18 protein-coding genes are annotated in these 17,239 nt (G+C 64.1%); 7 read left to right on the top strand and 11 right to left on the bottom strand.

What is annotated here, in order from left to right; all coding sequences use genetic code 11:
- Nucleotides 1-76 precede the first annotated feature (76 nt).
- Entirely contained in the window at nt 77-811 is a 735-nt protein-coding gene (locus OH705_RS03775) for a phosphoadenylyl-sulfate reductase (protein WP_023630446.1), read from the top strand.
- A 37-nt stretch (nt 812-848) separates the two neighbouring features.
- Here the strand turns inward: OH705_RS03775 and cysB are convergent, their stop codons facing one another.
- From cysB to OH705_RS03760, 3 genes are all read right to left on the bottom strand, one after another.
- Complete coding sequence (cysB, locus tag OH705_RS03770) at nt 849-1,823, bottom strand: HTH-type transcriptional regulator CysB (protein ID WP_038706444.1); 975 nt, start codon at nt 1,821-1,823, stop codon at nt 849-851.
- 127 nt (nt 1,824-1,950) lie between these two features.
- Nucleotides 1,951-2,448, bottom strand: coding sequence for a universal stress protein (locus OH705_RS03765; RefSeq protein WP_023630447.1), 498 nt, complete (start codon nt 2,446-2,448; stop codon nt 1,951-1,953).
- Nucleotides 2,449-2,543: 95 nt separating this feature from the next.
- On the bottom strand, nt 2,544-3,506 hold the full coding sequence (locus OH705_RS03760) for a putative 2-dehydropantoate 2-reductase (RefSeq protein WP_267301061.1): 963 nt from the start codon (nt 3,504-3,506) through the stop codon (nt 2,544-2,546).
- Between the two features lie 259 nt (nt 3,507-3,765).
- Here OH705_RS03760 and OH705_RS03755 point away from each other — a divergent pair, with 259 nt between their 5' ends.
- Nucleotides 3,766-4,842, top strand: a complete 1,077-nt coding sequence (locus OH705_RS03755) for a 3-deoxy-7-phosphoheptulonate synthase (RefSeq protein WP_031315035.1) — start codon at nt 3,766-3,768, stop codon at nt 4,840-4,842.
- Nucleotides 4,843-4,903: 61 nt separating this feature from the next.
- On the opposite strand, the gene OH705_RS03750 is transcribed toward OH705_RS03755, so the two are convergent.
- Complete coding sequence (locus OH705_RS03750) at nt 4,904-5,185, bottom strand: GNAT family N-acetyltransferase (protein WP_031315036.1); 282 nt, start codon at nt 5,183-5,185, stop codon at nt 4,904-4,906.
- A gap of 663 nt (nt 5,186-5,848) precedes the next feature.
- On the opposite strand from OH705_RS03750, the gene oprI reads away from it, so the two are divergent.
- Nucleotides 5,849-6,100: an outer membrane lipoprotei OprI gene (gene oprI, locus OH705_RS03745; RefSeq protein ID WP_003259780.1), complete on the top strand. Its 252-nt coding sequence runs from the start codon at nt 5,849-5,851 to the stop codon at nt 6,098-6,100.
- Between the two features lie 234 nt (nt 6,101-6,334).
- On the opposite strand, the gene OH705_RS03740 is transcribed toward oprI, so the two are convergent.
- The 3 genes from OH705_RS03740 to OH705_RS03730 form a co-directional block, all read right to left on the bottom strand.
- A complete protein-coding gene (locus OH705_RS03740) occupies nt 6,335-7,309 on the bottom strand; it encodes a L,D-transpeptidase family protein (protein WP_046854905.1) in 975 nt (324 codons plus the stop codon).
- A 95-nt stretch (nt 7,310-7,404) separates the two neighbouring features.
- Complete coding sequence (locus OH705_RS03735) at nt 7,405-7,686, bottom strand: hypothetical protein (protein WP_023630452.1); 282 nt, start codon at nt 7,684-7,686, stop codon at nt 7,405-7,407.
- 58 nt (nt 7,687-7,744) lie between these two features.
- Nucleotides 7,745-8,350, bottom strand: a complete 606-nt coding sequence (locus OH705_RS03730; RefSeq protein WP_177182908.1) for an arylesterase — start codon at nt 8,348-8,350, stop codon at nt 7,745-7,747.
- 10 nt (nt 8,351-8,360) lie between these two features.
- On the opposite strand from OH705_RS03730, the gene OH705_RS03725 reads away from it, so the two are divergent.
- Nucleotides 8,361-9,044, top strand: coding sequence for an ABC transporter ATP-binding protein (locus OH705_RS03725; RefSeq protein WP_038706445.1), 684 nt, complete (start codon nt 8,361-8,363; stop codon nt 9,042-9,044).
- Nucleotides 9,044-11,551 (top strand): ABC transporter permease, encoded by a 2,508-nt coding sequence (locus OH705_RS03720; protein ID WP_267301056.1) that lies wholly within the window; start codon nt 9,044-9,046, stop codon nt 11,549-11,551. The genes OH705_RS03725 and OH705_RS03720 overlap by 1 nt, the downstream gene beginning before the upstream one ends.
- A gap of 24 nt (nt 11,552-11,575) precedes the next feature.
- Here OH705_RS03720 and greB read toward each other — a convergent pair whose 3' ends face one another.
- The 4 genes from greB to OH705_RS03700 form a co-directional block, all read right to left on the bottom strand.
- Nucleotides 11,576-12,049 carry a transcription elongation factor GreB gene (greB, locus tag OH705_RS03715; RefSeq protein ID WP_023631683.1) on the bottom strand — a complete coding sequence of 158 codons (474 nt, stop codon included), beginning with the start codon at nt 12,047-12,049 and terminating at the stop codon, nt 11,576-11,578.
- Nucleotides 12,050-12,138: 89 nt separating this feature from the next.
- A complete protein-coding gene (locus OH705_RS03710) occupies nt 12,139-12,447 on the bottom strand; it encodes a hypothetical protein (RefSeq protein ID WP_023631682.1) in 309 nt (102 codons plus the stop codon).
- A gap of 227 nt (nt 12,448-12,674) precedes the next feature.
- The gene (locus OH705_RS03705; RefSeq protein WP_023631681.1) at nt 12,675-13,109 is read right to left on the bottom strand and encodes a DoxX family protein; all 435 of its coding nucleotides are present in this window, start codon (nt 13,107-13,109) and stop codon (nt 12,675-12,677) included.
- A 110-nt stretch (nt 13,110-13,219) separates the two neighbouring features.
- Nucleotides 13,220-14,626 (bottom strand): transglycosylase SLT domain-containing protein, encoded by a 1,407-nt coding sequence (locus OH705_RS03700; RefSeq protein WP_038707578.1) that lies wholly within the window; start codon nt 14,624-14,626, stop codon nt 13,220-13,222.
- Nucleotides 14,627-14,784: 158 nt separating this feature from the next.
- Here OH705_RS03700 and OH705_RS03695 point away from each other — a divergent pair, with 158 nt between their 5' ends.
- Nucleotides 14,785-15,591 carry a TatD family hydrolase gene (locus tag OH705_RS03695; RefSeq protein ID WP_023632969.1) on the top strand — a complete coding sequence of 269 codons (807 nt, stop codon included), beginning with the start codon at nt 14,785-14,787 and terminating at the stop codon, nt 15,589-15,591.
- 86 nt (nt 15,592-15,677) lie between these two features.
- Nucleotides 15,678-17,156: a methyl-accepting chemotaxis protein gene (locus tag OH705_RS03690; RefSeq protein ID WP_038706447.1), complete on the top strand. Its 1,479-nt coding sequence runs from the start codon at nt 15,678-15,680 to the stop codon at nt 17,154-17,156.
- Nucleotides 17,157-17,239: the final 83 nt, after the last annotated feature.

Here is a 17,239-nt window from a genome sequence, read left to right as displayed (position 1 = left end):
GGTCTGCCCCGCCATTTTTTGTTACCATCTGACCACTACGAGCGCACAGCGCCACTCACCCGATGGAAACCGCCTGATGAGCCAACCCTTCGACGTCGCCGCCCTGGCCGCGACCTACGCCAGCAAGTCCCCGCAGGAGATCCTCAAGCTCGCCTTCGAGCACTTCGGCGACGACCTGTGGATCTCCTTCAGCGGTGCCGAGGATGTGGTGCTGGTGGACATGGCCTGGAAGCTGAACAAACAGGTCAAGGTGTTCAGCCTAGATACCGGTCGCCTGCACCCGGAAACCTACCGCTTCATCGACCAGGTGCGCGAGCAGTACAACCTGCCGATCGAAATCCTCAGCCCGAACCGCGATAAGCTCGACCCGTTCGTCAAGGAAAAGGGCCTGTTCAGCTTCTACAAGGACGGCCATGGCGAGTGCTGCGGCATCCGCAAGATCGAGCCGCTGCGCCGCAAGCTGGCCACCGTGAGCGCCTGGGCCACCGGCCAACGTCGCGACCAGAGCCCCGGCACCCGCAGCCAGGTGGCGGCCCTGGAAATCGACAGCGCCTTTTCAACTCCCGAACGCCCCCTGTACAAGTTCAACCCGTTGGCGCAGATGACCAGCGAGGAAGTCTGGGGCTATATCCGCATGCTCGAACTGCCCTACAACAGCCTGCACGAGCGCGGCTTCATCAGCATCGGCTGCGAGCCGTGCACTCGCCCGGTGCTGCCGAACCAGCATGAGCGGGAAGGACGCTGGTGGTGGGAGGAGTCGACCCAGAAGGAATGCGGGTTGCACGCGGGCAACCTGATCAGCAAGGCATAAACGACTGGGGCCGCAAAGCGGCCCCAGTTATTTCAGGTCAGTGCACCGGCAGCTCGACACCCTCGAACAGCTCTTCGAGCTCCTGCTTGTTGTGGCACTGGATCGCCTTGGCCATCACCTCGCGAGTCAGGTGCGGCGCGAACTTCTCGATGAAGTCGCACATGAAACCACGCAGGAAAGTGCCGCGACGGAAGCCGATCTTGGTGATGCTGGCCTCGAACAACTCGCTGGCATCCAGGCACACCAGGTCGCTGTCGAGTTTCGGGTCCACCGCCATCTTGGCCACGATACCCACGCCCAGGCCCAGGCGCACATAAGTCTTGATCACGTCGGCGTCGGCGGCGGTGAACACCACCTTCGGCGTCAGGCCACGGTGGTTGAACGCCTCGTCGAGCTTGGAACGGCCAGTGAAGCCGAATACATAGGTGACGATCGGATACTCGGCCACTGCCTCCAGGGTCAGCTTCGGCAGCTTGGTCAGTGGGTGCCCCTGAGGCACTACCACGCAACGGTTCCACTTGTAGCACGGCATCATGATCAGATCGCCGAACAACTCAAGGGCTTCGGTGGCAATGGCGAAGTCGACGGTACCGTCGGCCGCCATCTCGGCGATCTGCATCGGCGAGCCCTGGTGCATGTGCAGGGCGACTTCCGGGTATTGCTTGATGAAGTTGCTGATCACCGGCGGCAGCGCATAGCGCGCCTGGGTATGGGTGGTGGCGATCGACAATGTGCCTTTCTTCTCGTTGGAGAATTCCTGGGCGATCTGCTTGATGCTCTCGACCTTGCGCAGAATCTCGCCGGCGGTACTGATGATGCGCTCGCCCGCTGGGGTGACGCGAGTCAGATGCTTGCCACTGCGGGCGAAGACTTCGACGCCCAGCTCATCCTCGAGCAGGCGAATCTGCTTGCTGATGCCAGGCTGGGAGGTGTAGAGGCTCTGCGCCGTCGCGGAAACGTTGAGGTCATGGTGCGCTACTTCCCAGATGTAGCGCAGTTGCTGAAGCTTCATAGATATCCCTCAAAGGCGGTAGGTCACCGGCGCGCCGGCAGCGACGAGTTATAACTATATTAGTGGCTTGAGAAATAAATCTAGAACTATTTTGTTACGTCCGTAGGAAAACGCCCTACCGCCAGGCTCACACTTTCCTACGTCCAAGATGCTGGGCCAACGGCACCATGTACACCGGCACCGGCGACAGTTGCAGCAGCCGCACGGCCGTGCGACCGATCGGCACATCCACTCCCGCCCCTGCACTGTGGCTGCCGAAAATCAGCAGATCGACCGCCAGGCGCTGGGCCTGTTCGAGGATCACCTGGGCAGGGTCCCCCTGACGCACCCGTACTGCACGGATCAGCGCCAGGTCGGCGACCTCACCCAGCTCTTCGCGAAAGTTCTCCAGCACCCGCTGCTCGATATTGGCCATGACGGTATTGACGCCCTCACTGTGCAACGTGTCGAGGGTTTGTTCGTCCAGGTAACTTTGCAGCAAGGATTCAGCGAACTGCCCCATAGGCTCCACGGCATGAATCACATACAGCTCTGCGTTGAAGGTCCGCGCCAGGGCCAGAGCGTGCTGCATGATGAAGGGCGCATACACACCGAGGTCCGTGGCGAACAGCATGGAACGGATCATTCGACCTCCTCGACTGCCGCGACGGCAGAGCAAGCTTGAGCTTAGCAGCGCCATGGACAGCCGCCTGGCCGTCCGGCGCAGGGCCACCGCGACCTTCAGGCCGAGCGGTTGCGCCGGTCGATAAACATAAGGGCCTGATATAGCGCCTGCATGCGCGGCAGCTCGCAACCAACCGCACGGGCACGGGCCAAGGGTTCGGCGTAGATTGCCTGCAGTTCCAACGGCCGCTGCAAGGCATGATCGTGGTACATGCTTGGCCAGTAGTCCGGCATCTTCTCGGTGACGCGGAACAGGTGCTCGGCGTAACCCGCCGGCAGCTCACGGCCACAGGCCTTGGCGCCCGCCACCACTTCGGCCATCAACGCCTGGATCAGCGCACGGCTGTCGGCATCGCTCATCAAAGGTGTGGTGCTGGCCTGCAGCAGCACCGAAAGGCCGTTGTAGGGCACGTTCCACACCAGCTTCTGCCACCGCGCCTGGTCGAGGTCGGCCATGGCCTGGGAATCGATGCCCGCAGCCCGGAACAGCGCCGCTCCCTCCTCCACCACGACCGCTGCATCATCTGGTGCGGGCCCACTGTGATAGCCAAGGTTCACCGCGCCCAGCGACTGGTGACGAATCACCCCGGGGCGCTCGCGGTTGACACAGATGAAGCACAACCCGCCCAGCAGGTGCATGTCCGGGCGCAAGGCCGGGCGCAGTTGCTCCTCGACCCCAAGGCCGTTCTGTAGCAATACCACCCTGGCCTGCGGTGCTGCGGCTTGTACGATCAAGGGCGCCAGTTCGGCATTGCTGGTGGCTTTGGCCCCTACCAGTAGCCAGTCGCAAGGCGGCATGTCGGCGGCAGAGGCGTAGGCCTGCACGGACATGCGCACCTGACCATGCACGGCGCTGTCTAGCTGCAGCCCCTGCTCACGCACGACCTGATATTCACTGCGCAGCAGAAAGTGTACGTCGAAACCGGCTCGGGCCAGCATCACGCCATAGAAGCCACCGATTGCGCCGCTGCCGATGATGCCGATGCGGGGATTGCCCACCTGAGGGTCGAGGGATGCCATGCAGTGCTCCTGGTCAAGAGTCATTGTTATTGGTCAGCCACTATACCCAGGTGTCGCTGCCACGGCGAAATCATCCCGCAGGGCAGCGAGCTCGCGCCCAAATGCCGCTTGCCAGGCAAAAACCCCGTATCGACGGGCCCAGCCCATTGTCGCGCCCCCGCTAACGCGCTAAGGTTCGGCCTCCCCGCTGCGAACAATCTGCTGCTGGGCCGCACGGGGATTGCTGGCGGCCGGCACCCGTGACCTGACGAGTAACACGATGGCTGATTTACCGATCGATGACCTTAACGTTGCCTCCAACGAGACCTTGATCACCCCTGATCAGCTCAAGAAGGAAATTCCCCTCAGCACCAAGGCCCTGCAGACCGTGACTGCCGGCCGTGAAGTGGTGCGCAATATCCTCGACGGCAAGGACCATCGCCTGTTCGTGGTGGTCGGCCCCTGCTCGATCCATGACATCAAGGCCGCCCACGAGTATGCCGAGCGCCTGAAGGTACTGGCTGAGGAGGTTTCCGACACTCTGTATCTGGTCATGCGCGTGTACTTTGAGAAGCCACGCACCACTGTCGGCTGGAAGGGCCTGATCAACGACCCGTACCTGGATGACTCATTCAAGATCCAGGACGGCCTGCACATTGGCCGCCAGTTGCTGCTGGATCTGGCCGAGATGGGCCTGCCCACCGCCACCGAAGCACTCGACCCGATCTCCCCGCAGTACCTGCAGGACCTGATCAGCTGGTCGGCCATTGGCGCACGCACCACAGAATCCCAGACCCACCGCGAAATGGCCTCCGGCTTGTCCTCGGCGGTCGGCTTCAAGAACGGTACCGATGGCGGCCTGACCGTGGCGATAAACGCCCTGCAGTCAGTCTCCAAGCCCCATCGTTTCCTGGGCATCAACCAGGAAGGTGGTGTCTCCATCGTCACCACCAAGGGCAACGCCTACGGCCACGTTGTGCTGCGCGGCGGCAACGGTAAACCCAACTATGACTCGGTGAGTGTCGCACTGTGCGAACAAGACCTGGTCAAGGCCAAGATCAAGCCAAACATCATGGTCGACTGCAGCCACGCCAATTCCAACAAGGACCCGGCCCTGCAGCCGCTGGTCATGGAGAACGTGGCCAACCAGATCCTCGAAGGCAACCAGTCGATTATCGGCCTGATGGTCGAAAGCCATCTGAACTGGGGCTGCCAGGCCATTCCGAAGAATCTCGACGAGTTGCAGTATGGGGTGTCGGTTACCGACGCCTGCATCGACTGGGCCGCTACCGAAAAGACCCTGCGCAGCATGCACGCCAAGCTCAAGGATGTGCTGCCCAAGCGCCAGCGCGGCTGAAAACTGCGCATAAATGAAAACGCCGGGCAATACCCGGCGTTTTCATATGCGTGCTGTCAGGTCAGGCCTTGCTTGAATGACGCTGCTGGCGCTCCATGTAGCGTTCGACGTAGGAGCACGAGGGGATGACCGTGTAGCCCATCTGCTCAGCGTACTCCAAGGCCTTTTCGGTCAACGCGGCGGCGATCCCGCGCCCTCGCAGGGCGTTGGGCACGAAAGTGCGATAGATATCCAGCGTCTGCTTGCCCAGATCCATGTAGGTCAGGTAAGCCCGGTGACCATCCACGGTGGTCTCGAACTGATGACCGGCCTGGTCATGGTGGATGGTCAGCGTTTCGCTCATCACTACTCCTCGCAGGTCTTGTCGGCAGACCCTTACCTTACCGATGTGGTTTATCCGGCGGAGGAACCTCTAGGCTTTGTGCTAAAAGTGCCTGCGCGACGATAATGCTGCGTTGAAAACAGGCTGGTGGCCAGCCCGGTCGGAATGCTCATTTGCAACCAGCAAAGTCGAGCGCGACTCCGACCGTCCCTCGCCTGTTTTCGCCTTGCCTGATAGCCGCTCGGCGACTTTTCGCGCAAAGCCTACGCCACCTGTTGCTCCTTGGACAGCAGCGCGACCTGGAACGTTCTGCGCCGATGGCACCCTCAAATAGTAGGCGGCGCCAGCAAGAATGCTCAAGCCACCCTGAATGAAAATGCTGACAGCAACGTCTGTATGGCCAGGTAACAGCAACCGGATGTTGTAGGGCTAAGACGTTCACGGACAGTTAAAGTCACCCTTAGTTCAACAAAAAAGTTCCGGTACTACAGTCGCTTGCGAACGCTGGTGCAGGTTTTCACAGTTTGTTTACAAAACCGCCGCTGCAGCCCTCGGCAGCATTTTTTTTGCAGTTCTTGCGCTCAGTCAGTTTACTTACTACAAGTAATGGGTACTATGTACGCCGGCCAGTTTCTCTTTTCCGAGAGATGGCTATTTTATAGAAAGTCCTTGAAGGGGAACACGATGAACAACGTTCTGAAATTCTCTGCTCTGGCTCTGGCCGCAGTTCTGGCTACCGGTTGCAGCAGCGTATCCAAAGAAACCGAAGCTCGCCTGACTGCTACCGAAGACGCAGCAGCTCGCGCCCAGGCTCGTGCAGACGAAGCCTACCGCAAAGCTGACGACGCTCTGGCAGCTGCTCAGAAGGCTCAGCAGACCGCTGACGAAGCCAATGAGCGCGCTCTGCGTATGCTGGACAAAGCCAGCCGCAAGTAATAATCCTCACGGATTGTTATGGAGCCGACCCACTTGTGGGTCGGCTTTTTTATTGCCTGATAGAAAACCTGTTGCTGCAAGACCAAGCAACAGAGACCGCCTCGCAGCCCATCCCGCTACACGCCCACTCCTACAGGACAGCGCACGCATGCCTTCAGAGGCGGGTTTGAACCGAGGTGGGCCGCATGGCGGCCCCTAAGAAAAGTGCCCTGCTAGTTACCGGCGGGCAACCGCTTACTGCAGTTCCGGCGGAATGCTCGACACCATCGGCGCGCTTGCACCGTTGGTGGGCACGGCGATCTCGACCGGCATGCCATCTTCGGCAGCGACCACATCGCGGACCATGTCCCAGTTCATACGCAAGTTGTTGGCCAGGTCTTCACGCTTGAGCAGCGCATTGATGACCGCGGTGTGCTTGTCGACCACCGACGGATTGCCGTGATCGTCCAGCGGTGTGTGGGCTTCCAGATACACTTTGCCAGCACTGATACCGAACTTGTAAGGCTCATTGATGATGCGTACCGGCGTGCCCACCGGGACCATCTTCGACAGCGTCAGCACATTGTTGTTGAGCATACGGAAGCAGCCGTGGCTGGTGCGCATGCCGATACCGAACTTCTTGTTCGACCCGTGAATCAGGTAGCCCGGCACTCCCAGGGTGAACTTGAACGGCCCCAGCGGGTTGTCCGGCCCGGCCGGTACCACCGTCGGCAGGATGTCGCCATCGGCGGCGTGCTCGGCACGGATCGAGGCCGGCGGGGTCCAGGTCGGATTAGGCGTCTTGGCGGTGATCTTTGTGTTCGCGATCGGCGACCCCCAGCCCTCGCGACCGATACCCAACGGGAAGGTATGCACCACGTTCTGCCCTTTCGGGTAGTAGTAGAGCCGGTACTCGGCCAGGTTGATGACGATGCCTTCACGCGGCCCCGGCGGCAGGATGTAACGGGTCGGCAGGATAATCTCGGTACCAGCGCCCGGCAGCCAGGGATCGACGCCCGGGTTGGCGGCGATCATCTCCAGGTAGCCAAGGTCGTTCGCGGTACCGATGTCGGCGAAGGTGTCTTCGTACTTGGCCTGGATGGTGTGAACCTGGCCAACTACGTCCTCCCCCGGGGGTGGCAACGGCAGTTCCAGCGCAACAGCAGGGCCTGTCGCCAGCAAGGCGGCCAGGGTCAGGCTACGAGTGACGGCGGGAAAGCGCGGCAACATCCGGTAAATCCTTCGAAAGGTCAGTCAAGGGATACGATTGTACACCCGCGTCGAAACAAGCGGGAGGCGCAAGCATTTCAGATGATGAAAGGCGCTCAGAGCTCCGGCCACACCGGGCGCATGCCTCGCCGTTGAGCATCCAAGATTGCCTTGCACAGCTTACACAGGCGCTCATCACGGTAGATGGCTCGCTCGACCCCTGACCAACGCGGCTGCGCGGGCAGCAGGCTGCCGCACAAGGTACGGTCGACGGGCACGCCGAGTTCGAGCTGGCGGGCCGCGAGGTGAATACGCACTTCCTGGCAGGCAAACAGGTCGAGCTGCTCATCGGGCTCGATCAGTTGATAGGCGTAAAGGGACCAGGCGGGGCGCGGCATTGGGGGCACTCGAAACGGGGGGCGCAACATTATCCGAAAGCGGCCCCCGATAAAAGCGTCACAGCAAGGGTTTTATCGCCGGCCAGGCATTTTCCAGCAGGCGCTGCTGGGCGGCCGCAGCCGGATGGATGCCATCGGCCTGCATCAGCTCCGCAACCCCGCCAACGCCCTCGAGGAAGAACGGCACCAGCGGCACCTTCTTATCGACCGCCAGTTGTTCATAGACCTGGGCGAACGCCGTGGTGTAGCGCACGCCGTAGTTCGGCGGCAGGCGCATGCCCAGCAGCACCACCTTGGCACCGGACTGGCGGGACTGGTCGATCATCGTGGCAAGATTCTGTTGCAATTGTTGCGGCGACTGTCCGCGCAGGCCGTCGTTGCCTCCAAGTTCCAGAACCACAAGATCCGGCTTGTGCGTCGCAAGCAGCGCAGGCAGCCGCGCCTGGCCGCCTGCACTGGTGTCGCCGCTAATCGAGGCATTGACCACCTGATCGTCGAAACCCTCCTTCTTCAATTGTTGTTGCAACAGGCTGACCCACCCCTGGCGGGTATCCAGGCCAAAACCAGCGCTGATACTATCCCCTACGACCAGCAATGTTCCCGCCGCCGCGCCCTGGGCCAGGCAACACAGGGCGAGGCCGGCACTCAACCACCACATTCGCATCGGATTCTCCATGGGCCCCAGCATTCTCGTTGCGCAGAACCTTAGCAAAGTGGTCCCCAGCGCGGAAGGCGACCTGACCATCCTCCACGCCCTCTCCCTTGACCTCGCCCGGGGCGACAGCCTGGCTATCGTAGGCGCCTCCGGTTCCGGCAAGTCGACGCTACTGGGCCTGCTCGCCGGGCTCGACCGCCCCAGCGCCGGCAAAGTCATCCTCGCCGGCCACGACCTCGGCCCCCTCGACGAGGACCAACGCGCCCGGGTGCGCGCCGAGCACGTCGGCTTCGTGTTCCAGTCGTTCCAGTTGCTCGACAGCCTCAACGCCCTTGAGAACGTCATGCTGCCGCTGGAGCTCGACGGACGGCGCGATGCCCGCGAGCATGCCCGCGACCTGCTCGAGCGGGTCGGCCTGGGTAAACGCCTGAGCCACACGCCGCGCCAGCTCTCCGGTGGCGAACAGCAGCGGGTGGCCATCGCCCGTGCCTTCGCCGCGCAGCCCGCAGTGCTGTTCGCCGACGAGCCCACCGGCAACCTCGACAGCCACACCGGCGAGCGCATCAGCGACCTGTTGTTCGAACTGAACCAGGAGCGCGGCACCACCCTGGTGCTGGTAACCCACGACGAACGCCTGGCCATGCGCTGCCGCCGCCTGATCCGCCTGGATGCCGGACGCCTGGTGGCGCCCCTGGAGCCCTGATGACCGGTCTATCATTCCCGCGAATGTGTGCCCTGGCACTGCGTCAGTTGCTGCGCGACACTCGCGCCAGCGAAGTTCGGGTGCTGTTCTTCGCATTGCTGGTGGCGGTAGCGGCCAGTACCGCCATCGGCTATTTCGGCGCCCGCCTCAACGGCTCCATGCAGTTGCGCGCCAGCGAGTTCCTCGGCGCCGACCTGGTCTTGCAAGGCAGCGCCCCGCCCAGCGCCCAGCAGATTGCCGATGGCACCGCGCTGGGCCTGGACCATGCGCGAGTGGTGGAATTCACCAGCGTCGTCGGTGGCGACAGCGGCATCCAGCTTTCCAGCATCAAGGCGGCCGACCCCGCCTACCCGCTGCGCGGCCAATTGCGCAGCGCCCCGGCTCCCTACGCCGAGGAAGCGCCCGGCGGTGGCCCGGCGCCGGGTGAAGCCTGGGTCGAACCGCGCCTGCTCGCGGCGCTTGGCCTGGCCATCGGCGACAGCATCGACGTGGGCATGAAGACCCTGCGCATGAGCCGCGTGCTGACCTATGAGCCTGACCGCGCCGGCAACTTCTACAGCCTTACGCCGCGAGTGCTGATGAACCTCGCCGATCTGGACGCCACCGGCGTGATCCAGCCTGGCAGCCGAGTCAGCTACCGCGATCTGTGGCGTGGTGATATCGATGCCTTGCAAAAGTACCGGCAGACGGCGGAGAAAAGCCTGGCCGCCAACCAGCGCCTGCTCGACACCCGCGATGGTAACCGGCAGATCGGCGGCGCACTGGGCAAGGCCGAGCGTTACCTGAACATGGCGAGCCTGGTGGCGGTGCTACTGGCCGGCATCGCCGTGGCCTTGTCGGCCAGCCGCTATGCCGCGCGGCGCCTGGATGCCAGTGCCCTGCTGCGCTGCCTGGGCTTGTCTCGGCACCAAGCCCTCGGCCTTTACAGCCTGCAACTGGCAATGCTCGGTGTCGCCGCCGCGGTCATCGGCGCGGTGCTCGGCTGGCTCGCCCAGTTGGGGTTGTTCCGCCTGCTGGAAGGCCTGCTGCCCAGCCAGGTGCCACCCGGTGGTCTCACCCCGGCGCTGGCCGGCATCGGCACTGGATTGGTTGCCCTGGCCGGCTTCGCCTTGCCGCCACTGGCAGCCCTGGGTCGCGTGCCGCCGCTGCGCGTGCTGCGCCGCGACCTGCTGCCACTGCCACCGAGCAGCTGGTTGGTTTACGGCGCCGCACTGCTTGCCCTGGGCCTGATCATGTGGCGCCTGAGCCTGGACTTGCTGCTGACCTTCGCCCTGCTCGGCGGGGGGCTGATCGCCGCCTTGCTGCTGGGTGGATTACTGTTGCTCGGCCTGCGCAGCCTGCGCCGGTTGCTGGCCGGCGCGCCGCTGGCCTGGCGGCTGGGGCTCGGGCAGTTGCTGCGCCACCCGCTGGCCGCCGCCGGTCAGGCCCTGGCCTTCGGCCTGATCCTCCTGGCAATGGGCCTGGTCGCCCTGCTGCGGGCGGAACTGCTCGACACCTGGCAGGCGCAGTTGCCCAAGGACGCACCCAATCATTTCGCCCTGAACATCCTGCCCGACGAGCGCCAGCCGTTCGCCGAGCGCCTGGCCCAGATCAACGCCACCGCCGCGCCGCTATACCCGGTAATTCCCGGCCGCCTGACCCATATCAACGAGCAGCCGGTGCGCCAGCTGGTCAGCAAGGAGTCCACCGGCGAACGCGCCATCCAGCGCGACCTCAGCCTGACCTGGGCCGCCGAGCTGCCCCAGGGCAACGCCCTGAGCGCCGGCCAATGGTGGCAGCAGGCACCCGCCAACGATGAAGCCCCCGGGGTTTCAGTGGAGGCGGAGCTGGCGCAGAGCCTGCACCTGCAACTGGGCGACCTGCTGACCTTCGACATCGGCGGCCAGCAACGCCAGGCTCGAGTCAGCAGCCTGCGCAGCGTGCACTGGGACAGTTTCCAGCCCAACTTCTACATGATCTTCCAGCCGGGCACCCTGCGAGACCTGCCCACCACCTACCTCACCAGCTTCTACCTGGCGCCGGGCCACGACCAGGAAATCGTCGCGCTGTCCCGGGCCTTCCCGGCAGTGACCGTGCTGCAGGTCGATGCACTGCTCGCCCAGCTGCGCAGCATCCTCGCCCAGGTCACCCTGGCAGTGGAGTACGTGCTGTTGTTCGTGCTGGCCGCGGGGCTGGCGGTACTGTTCGCTGGCCTGCAGGCAACCCTCGACGAACGCATTCGCCAAGGTGCCCTGCTGCGGGCGCTGGGGGCGGCACGCCCGCTGCTGGTCAAGGCAAGACGCATCGAGTTCGGTCTGCTCGGCGCCGCCAGCGGCCTGCTCGCGGCGCTGGGCTGCGAACTGATCAGTTGGGCGCTGTACCGCTATGCCTTCGATCTGCATTGGGCACCACACCCGTGGCTGTTGGCGCTGCCACTGGCCGGGGCGGTGCTGGTGGGCGGAGCTGGCGTGGTCGGCACCCGCCGCGCACTCAACGCCAGCCCGTTGGCAGTGCTGCGCGAGGGGTAAAGGCGCGCGCCCCGGCTCGTTGTGTCAAGGGTTGTAGCAAATCGAACAGACGTACCAGGTCGCTTCGCCCGTGGGCGTACGCACCACCACCTCGTCGCCCTCGGCTTTCTTGAGCAATGCCCGGGCCATGGGCGAATCGATGGAGATGTAGTCGTTGCGTCCGTGGATCTCGTCATAGCCAACGATGCGAAAGCGCAACTGTTCACCGTCGTCGTTCTCGATGTCCACCCAGGCGCCGAAGAACACCTTGCCCTCCTGCTGGGGTGAATACTCGACCACCTTGACGTCTTCCAGGCGCTTGCGCAGGTAACGCACGCGGCGGTCGATCTCGCGCAACAGCTTCTTGTTGTACTGGTAGTCGGCGTTCTCGCTGCGGTCGCCCAGCGAGGCAGCCCAGGTAACCTTCTGGGTGATTTCCGGACGATAGACCCGCCACAGGTGATCGAGCTCCTTTTTCAGAGCCGCGTGACCTTCGATGGTAATGATGTTGGTGCTCAACGACTGTCTCCTCAGCGCATCCACGGCAGGCGCAAGGCGCCCACCGAGAGACCGAGCTTAACGAAAAACGCCTGGCCGCGACACGCCGCTCAACGGCGGGTGATCAACCCCTGGCGGGCGATGCGGATGAGCTGGCCGATGACCTCGTCGGCATCCTGCGCCGCGGGAGCCTGGATCACGGCCAGGTCGAAGCGGTCGTTGCCGTACTGATCGAGCTGGTCACAGCTGTCGGAGAACTGGATGAGGAAGGCACAGGCCTGGCCCTTGCGCCGGGAGAAACCATCGAGATTGCGCAAAAGCGTGGGTTGATGCTGGCCGCCGAGCAGGATGCGCGGGGTACGGGAAGCCTGGTTATTGGCAAGGGGGGTCAAACAGACACTGGTACGTGGGCAACTCATGGAGTCTCTCTCCGCCTCGCTGATCCCGCTGGGCAGCGGTGGGAGGCGTCACCGAACCAGCGCTTTAGCGGTATTTCGGAAGACCCGTCGGGGCCCTTCCTGCGCCCCGCAAGTAGCTGTTTAAATCGGCGCAATCGGTATGCTAGAGGGACACGCCGCAAGTTACAAGCTGCAAGTCGATCGCTTTGACCACTCGCAGCTTGAGGCTTGAAGCTTGCAGCTTTGTTTCAGCGTGCGATCACACGGTCCAGCGACAGGCGGCCCGCGCCTTCGATCAGCACCGCCACGGTGCCGGCCAGCAGCGCCAGGGCGAACTCATAACCGTTGTTGGACATGAACAGCCCGTTGCCGATATGCACCGAAAATATCGCCACTACCAGGGTCACGCTCAGCGCCAGCGCAGCCGGGCGGGCCAAAAGGCCGACCACCAGCGCCAGGCCGCCAAAGAATTCGGCGCTACCGGACAGCAGGGCCATGAGGTAGCCCGGAGCCAGGCCGATGCTTTCCATCCACTGGCCGGTGCCTTCCAGGCCGTAGCCACCGAACAGGCCGAAGAGTTTCTGCGCGCCATGGGCCATGAAGATGACACCGACCAGGATGCGCACGACGCTCAGGCCGTAGCCGGCGCGAGTGGTGAAAAGGGCTTTCAGGGAGTTGTTCATGAGTGCTTCCTTGTTTGAGCAGGTGTGTGTTGGATGGGCGCCATCATAATCAAACCATCGAATAAGAAAATCGCAATAATCGCGTAAATCATATCGAATAATTAGATTAACTAGCGCTTGGCCACCCGCTCCAGGGAGGCACGCTCGCGGTTGAACGCAAGGTAGTACTTGTTGACGCTGTTGACGAAGTTCACCGGCCCCATGCCCACCTGCTCCATGGCGATGCGCTCGGTCTGGAAGAACCACTGGTTGCCATTGAGCCCCCGGCGCCGGGCTTCGGCGCGCATGGCCTGGACTCGCTCCGGCCCGAGGTTGTAGGCGGCCAGGATGAACGCCATGCGCTCGCGCTCGTTGAGCCGGGGGCTGGCGAAGAACTTGCGGCGGATCAGCGCCAGGTAGCGGGCGCTGGCCTGGACGTTGCCATCCACCGTGGCGGTGTTGCTCACGCCTACCCGCTGGGCCGCCGACGGCGTGATCTGCATCAGCCCGTGGGCACCGCCGGTGCCTCGCGCCTTGGGATCGAGGGTGGACTCCTTGAACGCCAGGGCAGCCAGGTTGAGCCAGTCGAACTGCTGGTCGCCGCCATGCTTCTGCAGCACCGGGCGCAACGCGGCCAGGCGTTGGCGGTCCTGACGGGCCAATGGGTTGTGCACCCGGTACTGGCGCCGGTAGATACGCTCGAACGCCGCGTCCTGGTTGTCGGGAGCGCGGTAGGTGGCCAGGAAGCGGTCCACCGCCGTGCGCAACATCGGCGCATCCTTGCGCAGATACCAGCGCATGGCCTGGGGCGGAGCCAGCTGCAGCTTGCTGTCGACCCGCAGGCGCGGCATCACCCGCGCCCAGCGCTGGGCGATGGGACGCTCCACCACGGTCAGCGGGTAGATGCCCGCCTGGACCATCTCCAGCACATCCTCCACCGCCAGCGTCGGGTCAACCCACTCCACCTTGATCGGTGCCCGCTTGCGCAGCGCCAACTGCCGGTTGATCGCCTCGATCGCCGGCCCCGCGGCACTGGCGGTGGTCAGGGCGATGGTGCGCCCGGACAGCTGTTCGGCACGGTTGTAGCCGCGCTCGCCCTTGCGCCCGACCAGTTGCAGGGGAACCTGGTCGAGCACCGGGGCGCTGGCCTCGACGCCGCGCACCACGCCAGGGTCGAGCAGTTCACCGGGCGCGGCAAGATCGCCCTCGCCGCGCTGCAGCGCACCGAGTAACTGCTCCTTGGCGCGGGGGATGATCTTCAGGGTGATTTCCTGGCCGTCGGCGACCCGGGCATTGAGGGCGTGCTCCAGGGCACGCAGGCGGTAATACTCGATCCCGACCGGTTCACCCTTTACCTCGCCGGAACTGTTGCGGCTCTGGTTGACCAGCACCCGCAGCACCTTGCTCGAGCGGATCTGCGCCAGGTCACGGGCCGGGCTGGCAGGCACATGCTGTTGCGGCCCCGCTTCGCCGGCAGCGACCGGCCCGGAGGCCAGCAACCCGAACAGCAACAGGCTGGTGAAAAGGGTTCGCACCATGGCGGTAAGGGTCCGAGGGCGGTTGGCAGGCACCATGCGCTGTGATCGATCCGTGATAAATGACCGCAACAGACCACGGCAAACGTTTGAAGTTCTTGGTTTTTTCGCGATATCGCGGTTTTTGCTATGCTGGCCGCCCCGCGGCAAGAGGTAGCACCATGCAACTGATCGATATCGGCGTCAACCTGACCAACAGCAGTTTCCGCGACCAGCAGGCCGCTATCGTCGAGCGTGCCGTGGAAGCCGGCGTGGCACAGATGGTCCTCACCGGCACCAGTCTGGATGTCAGCGCCGAAGCGCTGGAACTCTGCCAACGCCTGGACGAGCCTGGCCAGCGTCTGTTCAGTACTGCCGGCGTGCATCCCCACGATGCCAGCCACTGGAGCGCTAACAGCGAACGTCAGCTGCGCGAACTGCTCGCCCAACCGCGGGTCGTGGCCGTGGGCGAATGCGGCCTGGACTTCAACCGCGACTTCTCCCCACGCCCCGCCCAGGAAAAGGCCCTGGAGGCGCAGCTGGCGCTGGCGGTCGAGTTGCGCCTGCCGGTGTTCCTTCACGAGCGCGAGGCCAGCGAACGCCTGCTGGCGATCCTCAGGAGCTACCGCGACCACCTGAGCGCGGCGGTGGTGCACTGCTTCACCGGTGAACGCCAGGCACTGTTCGCCTACCTCGACCTGGACCTGCACATCGGCATCACCGGCTGGATCTGCGACGAGCGCCGTGGCACCCACCTGCACCCGTTGGTCGGCAACATCCCGGAAGGCCGCCTGATGCTGGAAAGCGACGCGCCCTACCTGCTGCCACGAAGCCTCAGGCCCAAGCCGAAGAACGGCCGCAACGAGCCCGCGTTCCTGCCCGAAGTGCTCCGCGAGGTGGCGCTGCACCGCGGCGAAACGGTGGAACACACCGCTGCCCACACCAGCGCCTGCGCCCGCGCGTTCTTTGGCCTGCCTGAGGTTTCTTGACGCATATCAACGAGGTCCCTGGCCTTGGCGGGCACAATGATGGCACCTTGCCAATAATGTTTCCGCCAACTCAGAGAAGACCTACCATGGGTGCCTGGCTTAGCAACGTTTCCCTCAAATACAAGTTCTGGGCCGTCAACGCAGTGGCCTTCGTCACCACGCTGATGCTGGTGCTCTATGCCGTGCACCTGGAGCAGCAGGCCCGCGCCGGCGGCGCCCAGGCGCAAGCGCAGGCCCAGGCCGAACTGCTCGCGGCCTGGCCCGCCGGGCAGGCGCTGCCAACGCAGGCCAACCTGATCACCTGGCGCAACGGCCAGACGCCGCAGTTTGCCGGCGAACCACTCGAGGCTCTGCGCGATGCCCAGGGCTGGGTCGAGCTGCCCAGTGCCTGGATCCTCGGCGACAACCCGCTGCGCGGCGCCCAGGTGCTGCGCCGGGACGAGCAGCACATCGCCGTGCTTGCCCAGTCCCCCAGCCTGCGCCAGGTCTATTTCGATCGCTTCAGCAACTATGCCGTGTGCGTACTGATCCTGATGCTGGCGATGCTGTGCGCCTCGCAGTTGCTGATCCGCTTCCTGCTCAGCCAGCTCAACACCCTCAAGGACGTGATGCTGCACGTGGAAAAAACCGGCGACCTGTCGGCCCGGGTACCGCTGGCCTGCGGCGACGAAGTCGGCCAGATGGCCGGTGCCTTCAACGCCATGCAGACCACTTACCACCGCGTGGTCAGCACCGTCGCGCGCACCGCCGCGCAGCTCGACTCGGGCGCCGCGCGCCTTGCCGGCAGCATGGACGAGGTGCGCCACGGCATGATCGGCCAACAGAGCGAGACTGACCAGGCGGCCACCGCGATCAACGAGATGACCGCCACGGTGCACCATATCGCCCAGCACGCCGGCGCCACCCGCGACCTGTCGCAGACCGCCGACACCCTGGCCGGCAGCGGCCAGGCGGTGGTCAGCCGCGTGCAGGACTCGATTGCCGGGCTGTCCAGCGGTGTGCAGCAGACTGCCGAGATGATCCGCCAGCTGGCTGACGACAGCCAGAAGATCAATGGCGTGGTGGGGGTCATCCACAGCATCGCCGAACAGACCAACCTGCTTGCCCTCAACGCCGCCATCGAGGCCGCCCGGGCCGGCGACCTGGGCCGGGGCTTCGCCGTGGTCGCCGACGAAGTGCGCAACCTGGCCAAGCGTGTGCAGACCTCCACCGACGAGATCACCACCATGGTCGCCGACCTGCAGGCCGGCACCCGCGACGCAGTGGATTTCATGCAGGAAAGCTCGTACAAGGCCGACGATTGCGTCAAGCAGGCGCGCGAGGCCGGCGAGGCCCTGGCCGAGATCACCAGCGCCGTGGCGCAGATGCGCGAAAGCAACACGCAGATCGCCGTGGCCGCCGAGCAGCAGAGCCAGGTGGCCGAGGAGATGAATCGCGCCGTCGTCAGTATCCGCGACGTGACCGAAGAGACCGTGCAGCAGACCGTGGGCTCGGCCACCACCAGCAGCGAATTGGCGACCCTCGCCGGCGAACTGAACAAGGCCATCGGCCAGCTCAAGCTCTGACCCTCACTGGCTATGGTCACCATAGTCAGCCTCGATTGGCCCCCATGCGGGGGCCGCACTAAGCTTTGCACAGGCCCCCGAGG

This window comes from Pseudomonas sp. BJa3 (assembly GCF_026343815.1).
GTDB classification, from domain to species: domain Bacteria; phylum Pseudomonadota; class Gammaproteobacteria; order Pseudomonadales; family Pseudomonadaceae; genus Aquipseudomonas; species Aquipseudomonas soli.
The sequence above is the reverse complement of the archived record's forward strand: the minus strand, read 5'-3'. Positions and strand labels throughout refer to the sequence as shown.

What these genes read in the sequence shown, in the direction of transcription:
- OH705_RS03735 (WP_023630452.1), bottom strand. Translation starts at nt 7,686, where the DNA reads ATGCCGCGCCCCGCCTGGTCCCTTTACGCCTATCAACTGATCGAGCCC.
- OH705_RS03760 (WP_267301061.1), bottom strand. Translation starts at nt 3,506, where the DNA reads ATGGCATCCCTCGACCCTCAGGTGGGCAATCCCCGCATCGGCATCATC.
- OH705_RS03730 (WP_177182908.1), bottom strand. Translation starts at nt 8,350, where the DNA reads ATGCGAATGTGGTGGTTGAGTGCCGGCCTCGCCCTGTGTTGCCTGGCC.
- OH705_RS03710 (WP_023631682.1), bottom strand. Translation starts at nt 12,447, where the DNA reads ATGAGTTGCCCACGTACCAGTGTCTGTTTGACCCCCCTTGCCAATAAC.
- OH705_RS03700 (WP_038707578.1), bottom strand. Translation starts at nt 14,626, where the DNA reads ATGGTGCGAACCCTTTTCACCAGCCTGTTGCTGTTCGGGTTGCTGGCC.
- OH705_RS03690 (WP_038706447.1), top strand. Translation starts at nt 15,678, where the DNA reads ATGGGTGCCTGGCTTAGCAACGTTTCCCTCAAATACAAGTTCTGGGCC.
- OH705_RS03740 (WP_046854905.1), bottom strand. Translation starts at nt 7,309, where the DNA reads ATGTTGCCGCGCTTTCCCGCCGTCACTCGTAGCCTGACCCTGGCCGCC.
- OH705_RS03725 (WP_038706445.1), top strand. Translation starts at nt 8,361, where the DNA reads ATGGGCCCCAGCATTCTCGTTGCGCAGAACCTTAGCAAAGTGGTCCCC.
- OH705_RS03720 (WP_267301056.1), top strand. Translation starts at nt 9,044, where the DNA reads ATGACCGGTCTATCATTCCCGCGAATGTGTGCCCTGGCACTGCGTCAG.
- OH705_RS03755 (WP_031315035.1), top strand. Translation starts at nt 3,766, where the DNA reads ATGGCTGATTTACCGATCGATGACCTTAACGTTGCCTCCAACGAGACC.
- cysB (WP_038706444.1), bottom strand. Translation starts at nt 1,823, where the DNA reads ATGAAGCTTCAGCAACTGCGCTACATCTGGGAAGTAGCGCACCATGAC.
- OH705_RS03750 (WP_031315036.1), bottom strand. Translation starts at nt 5,185, where the DNA reads ATGAGCGAAACGCTGACCATCCACCATGACCAGGCCGGTCATCAGTTC.
- oprI (WP_003259780.1), top strand. Translation starts at nt 5,849, where the DNA reads ATGAACAACGTTCTGAAATTCTCTGCTCTGGCTCTGGCCGCAGTTCTG.
- OH705_RS03695 (WP_023632969.1), top strand. Translation starts at nt 14,785, where the DNA reads ATGCAACTGATCGATATCGGCGTCAACCTGACCAACAGCAGTTTCCGC.
- OH705_RS03775 (WP_023630446.1), top strand. Translation starts at nt 77, where the DNA reads ATGAGCCAACCCTTCGACGTCGCCGCCCTGGCCGCGACCTACGCCAGC.
- OH705_RS03705 (WP_023631681.1), bottom strand. Translation starts at nt 13,109, where the DNA reads ATGAACAACTCCCTGAAAGCCCTTTTCACCACTCGCGCCGGCTACGGC.
- OH705_RS03765 (WP_023630447.1), bottom strand. Translation starts at nt 2,448, where the DNA reads ATGATCCGTTCCATGCTGTTCGCCACGGACCTCGGTGTGTATGCGCCC.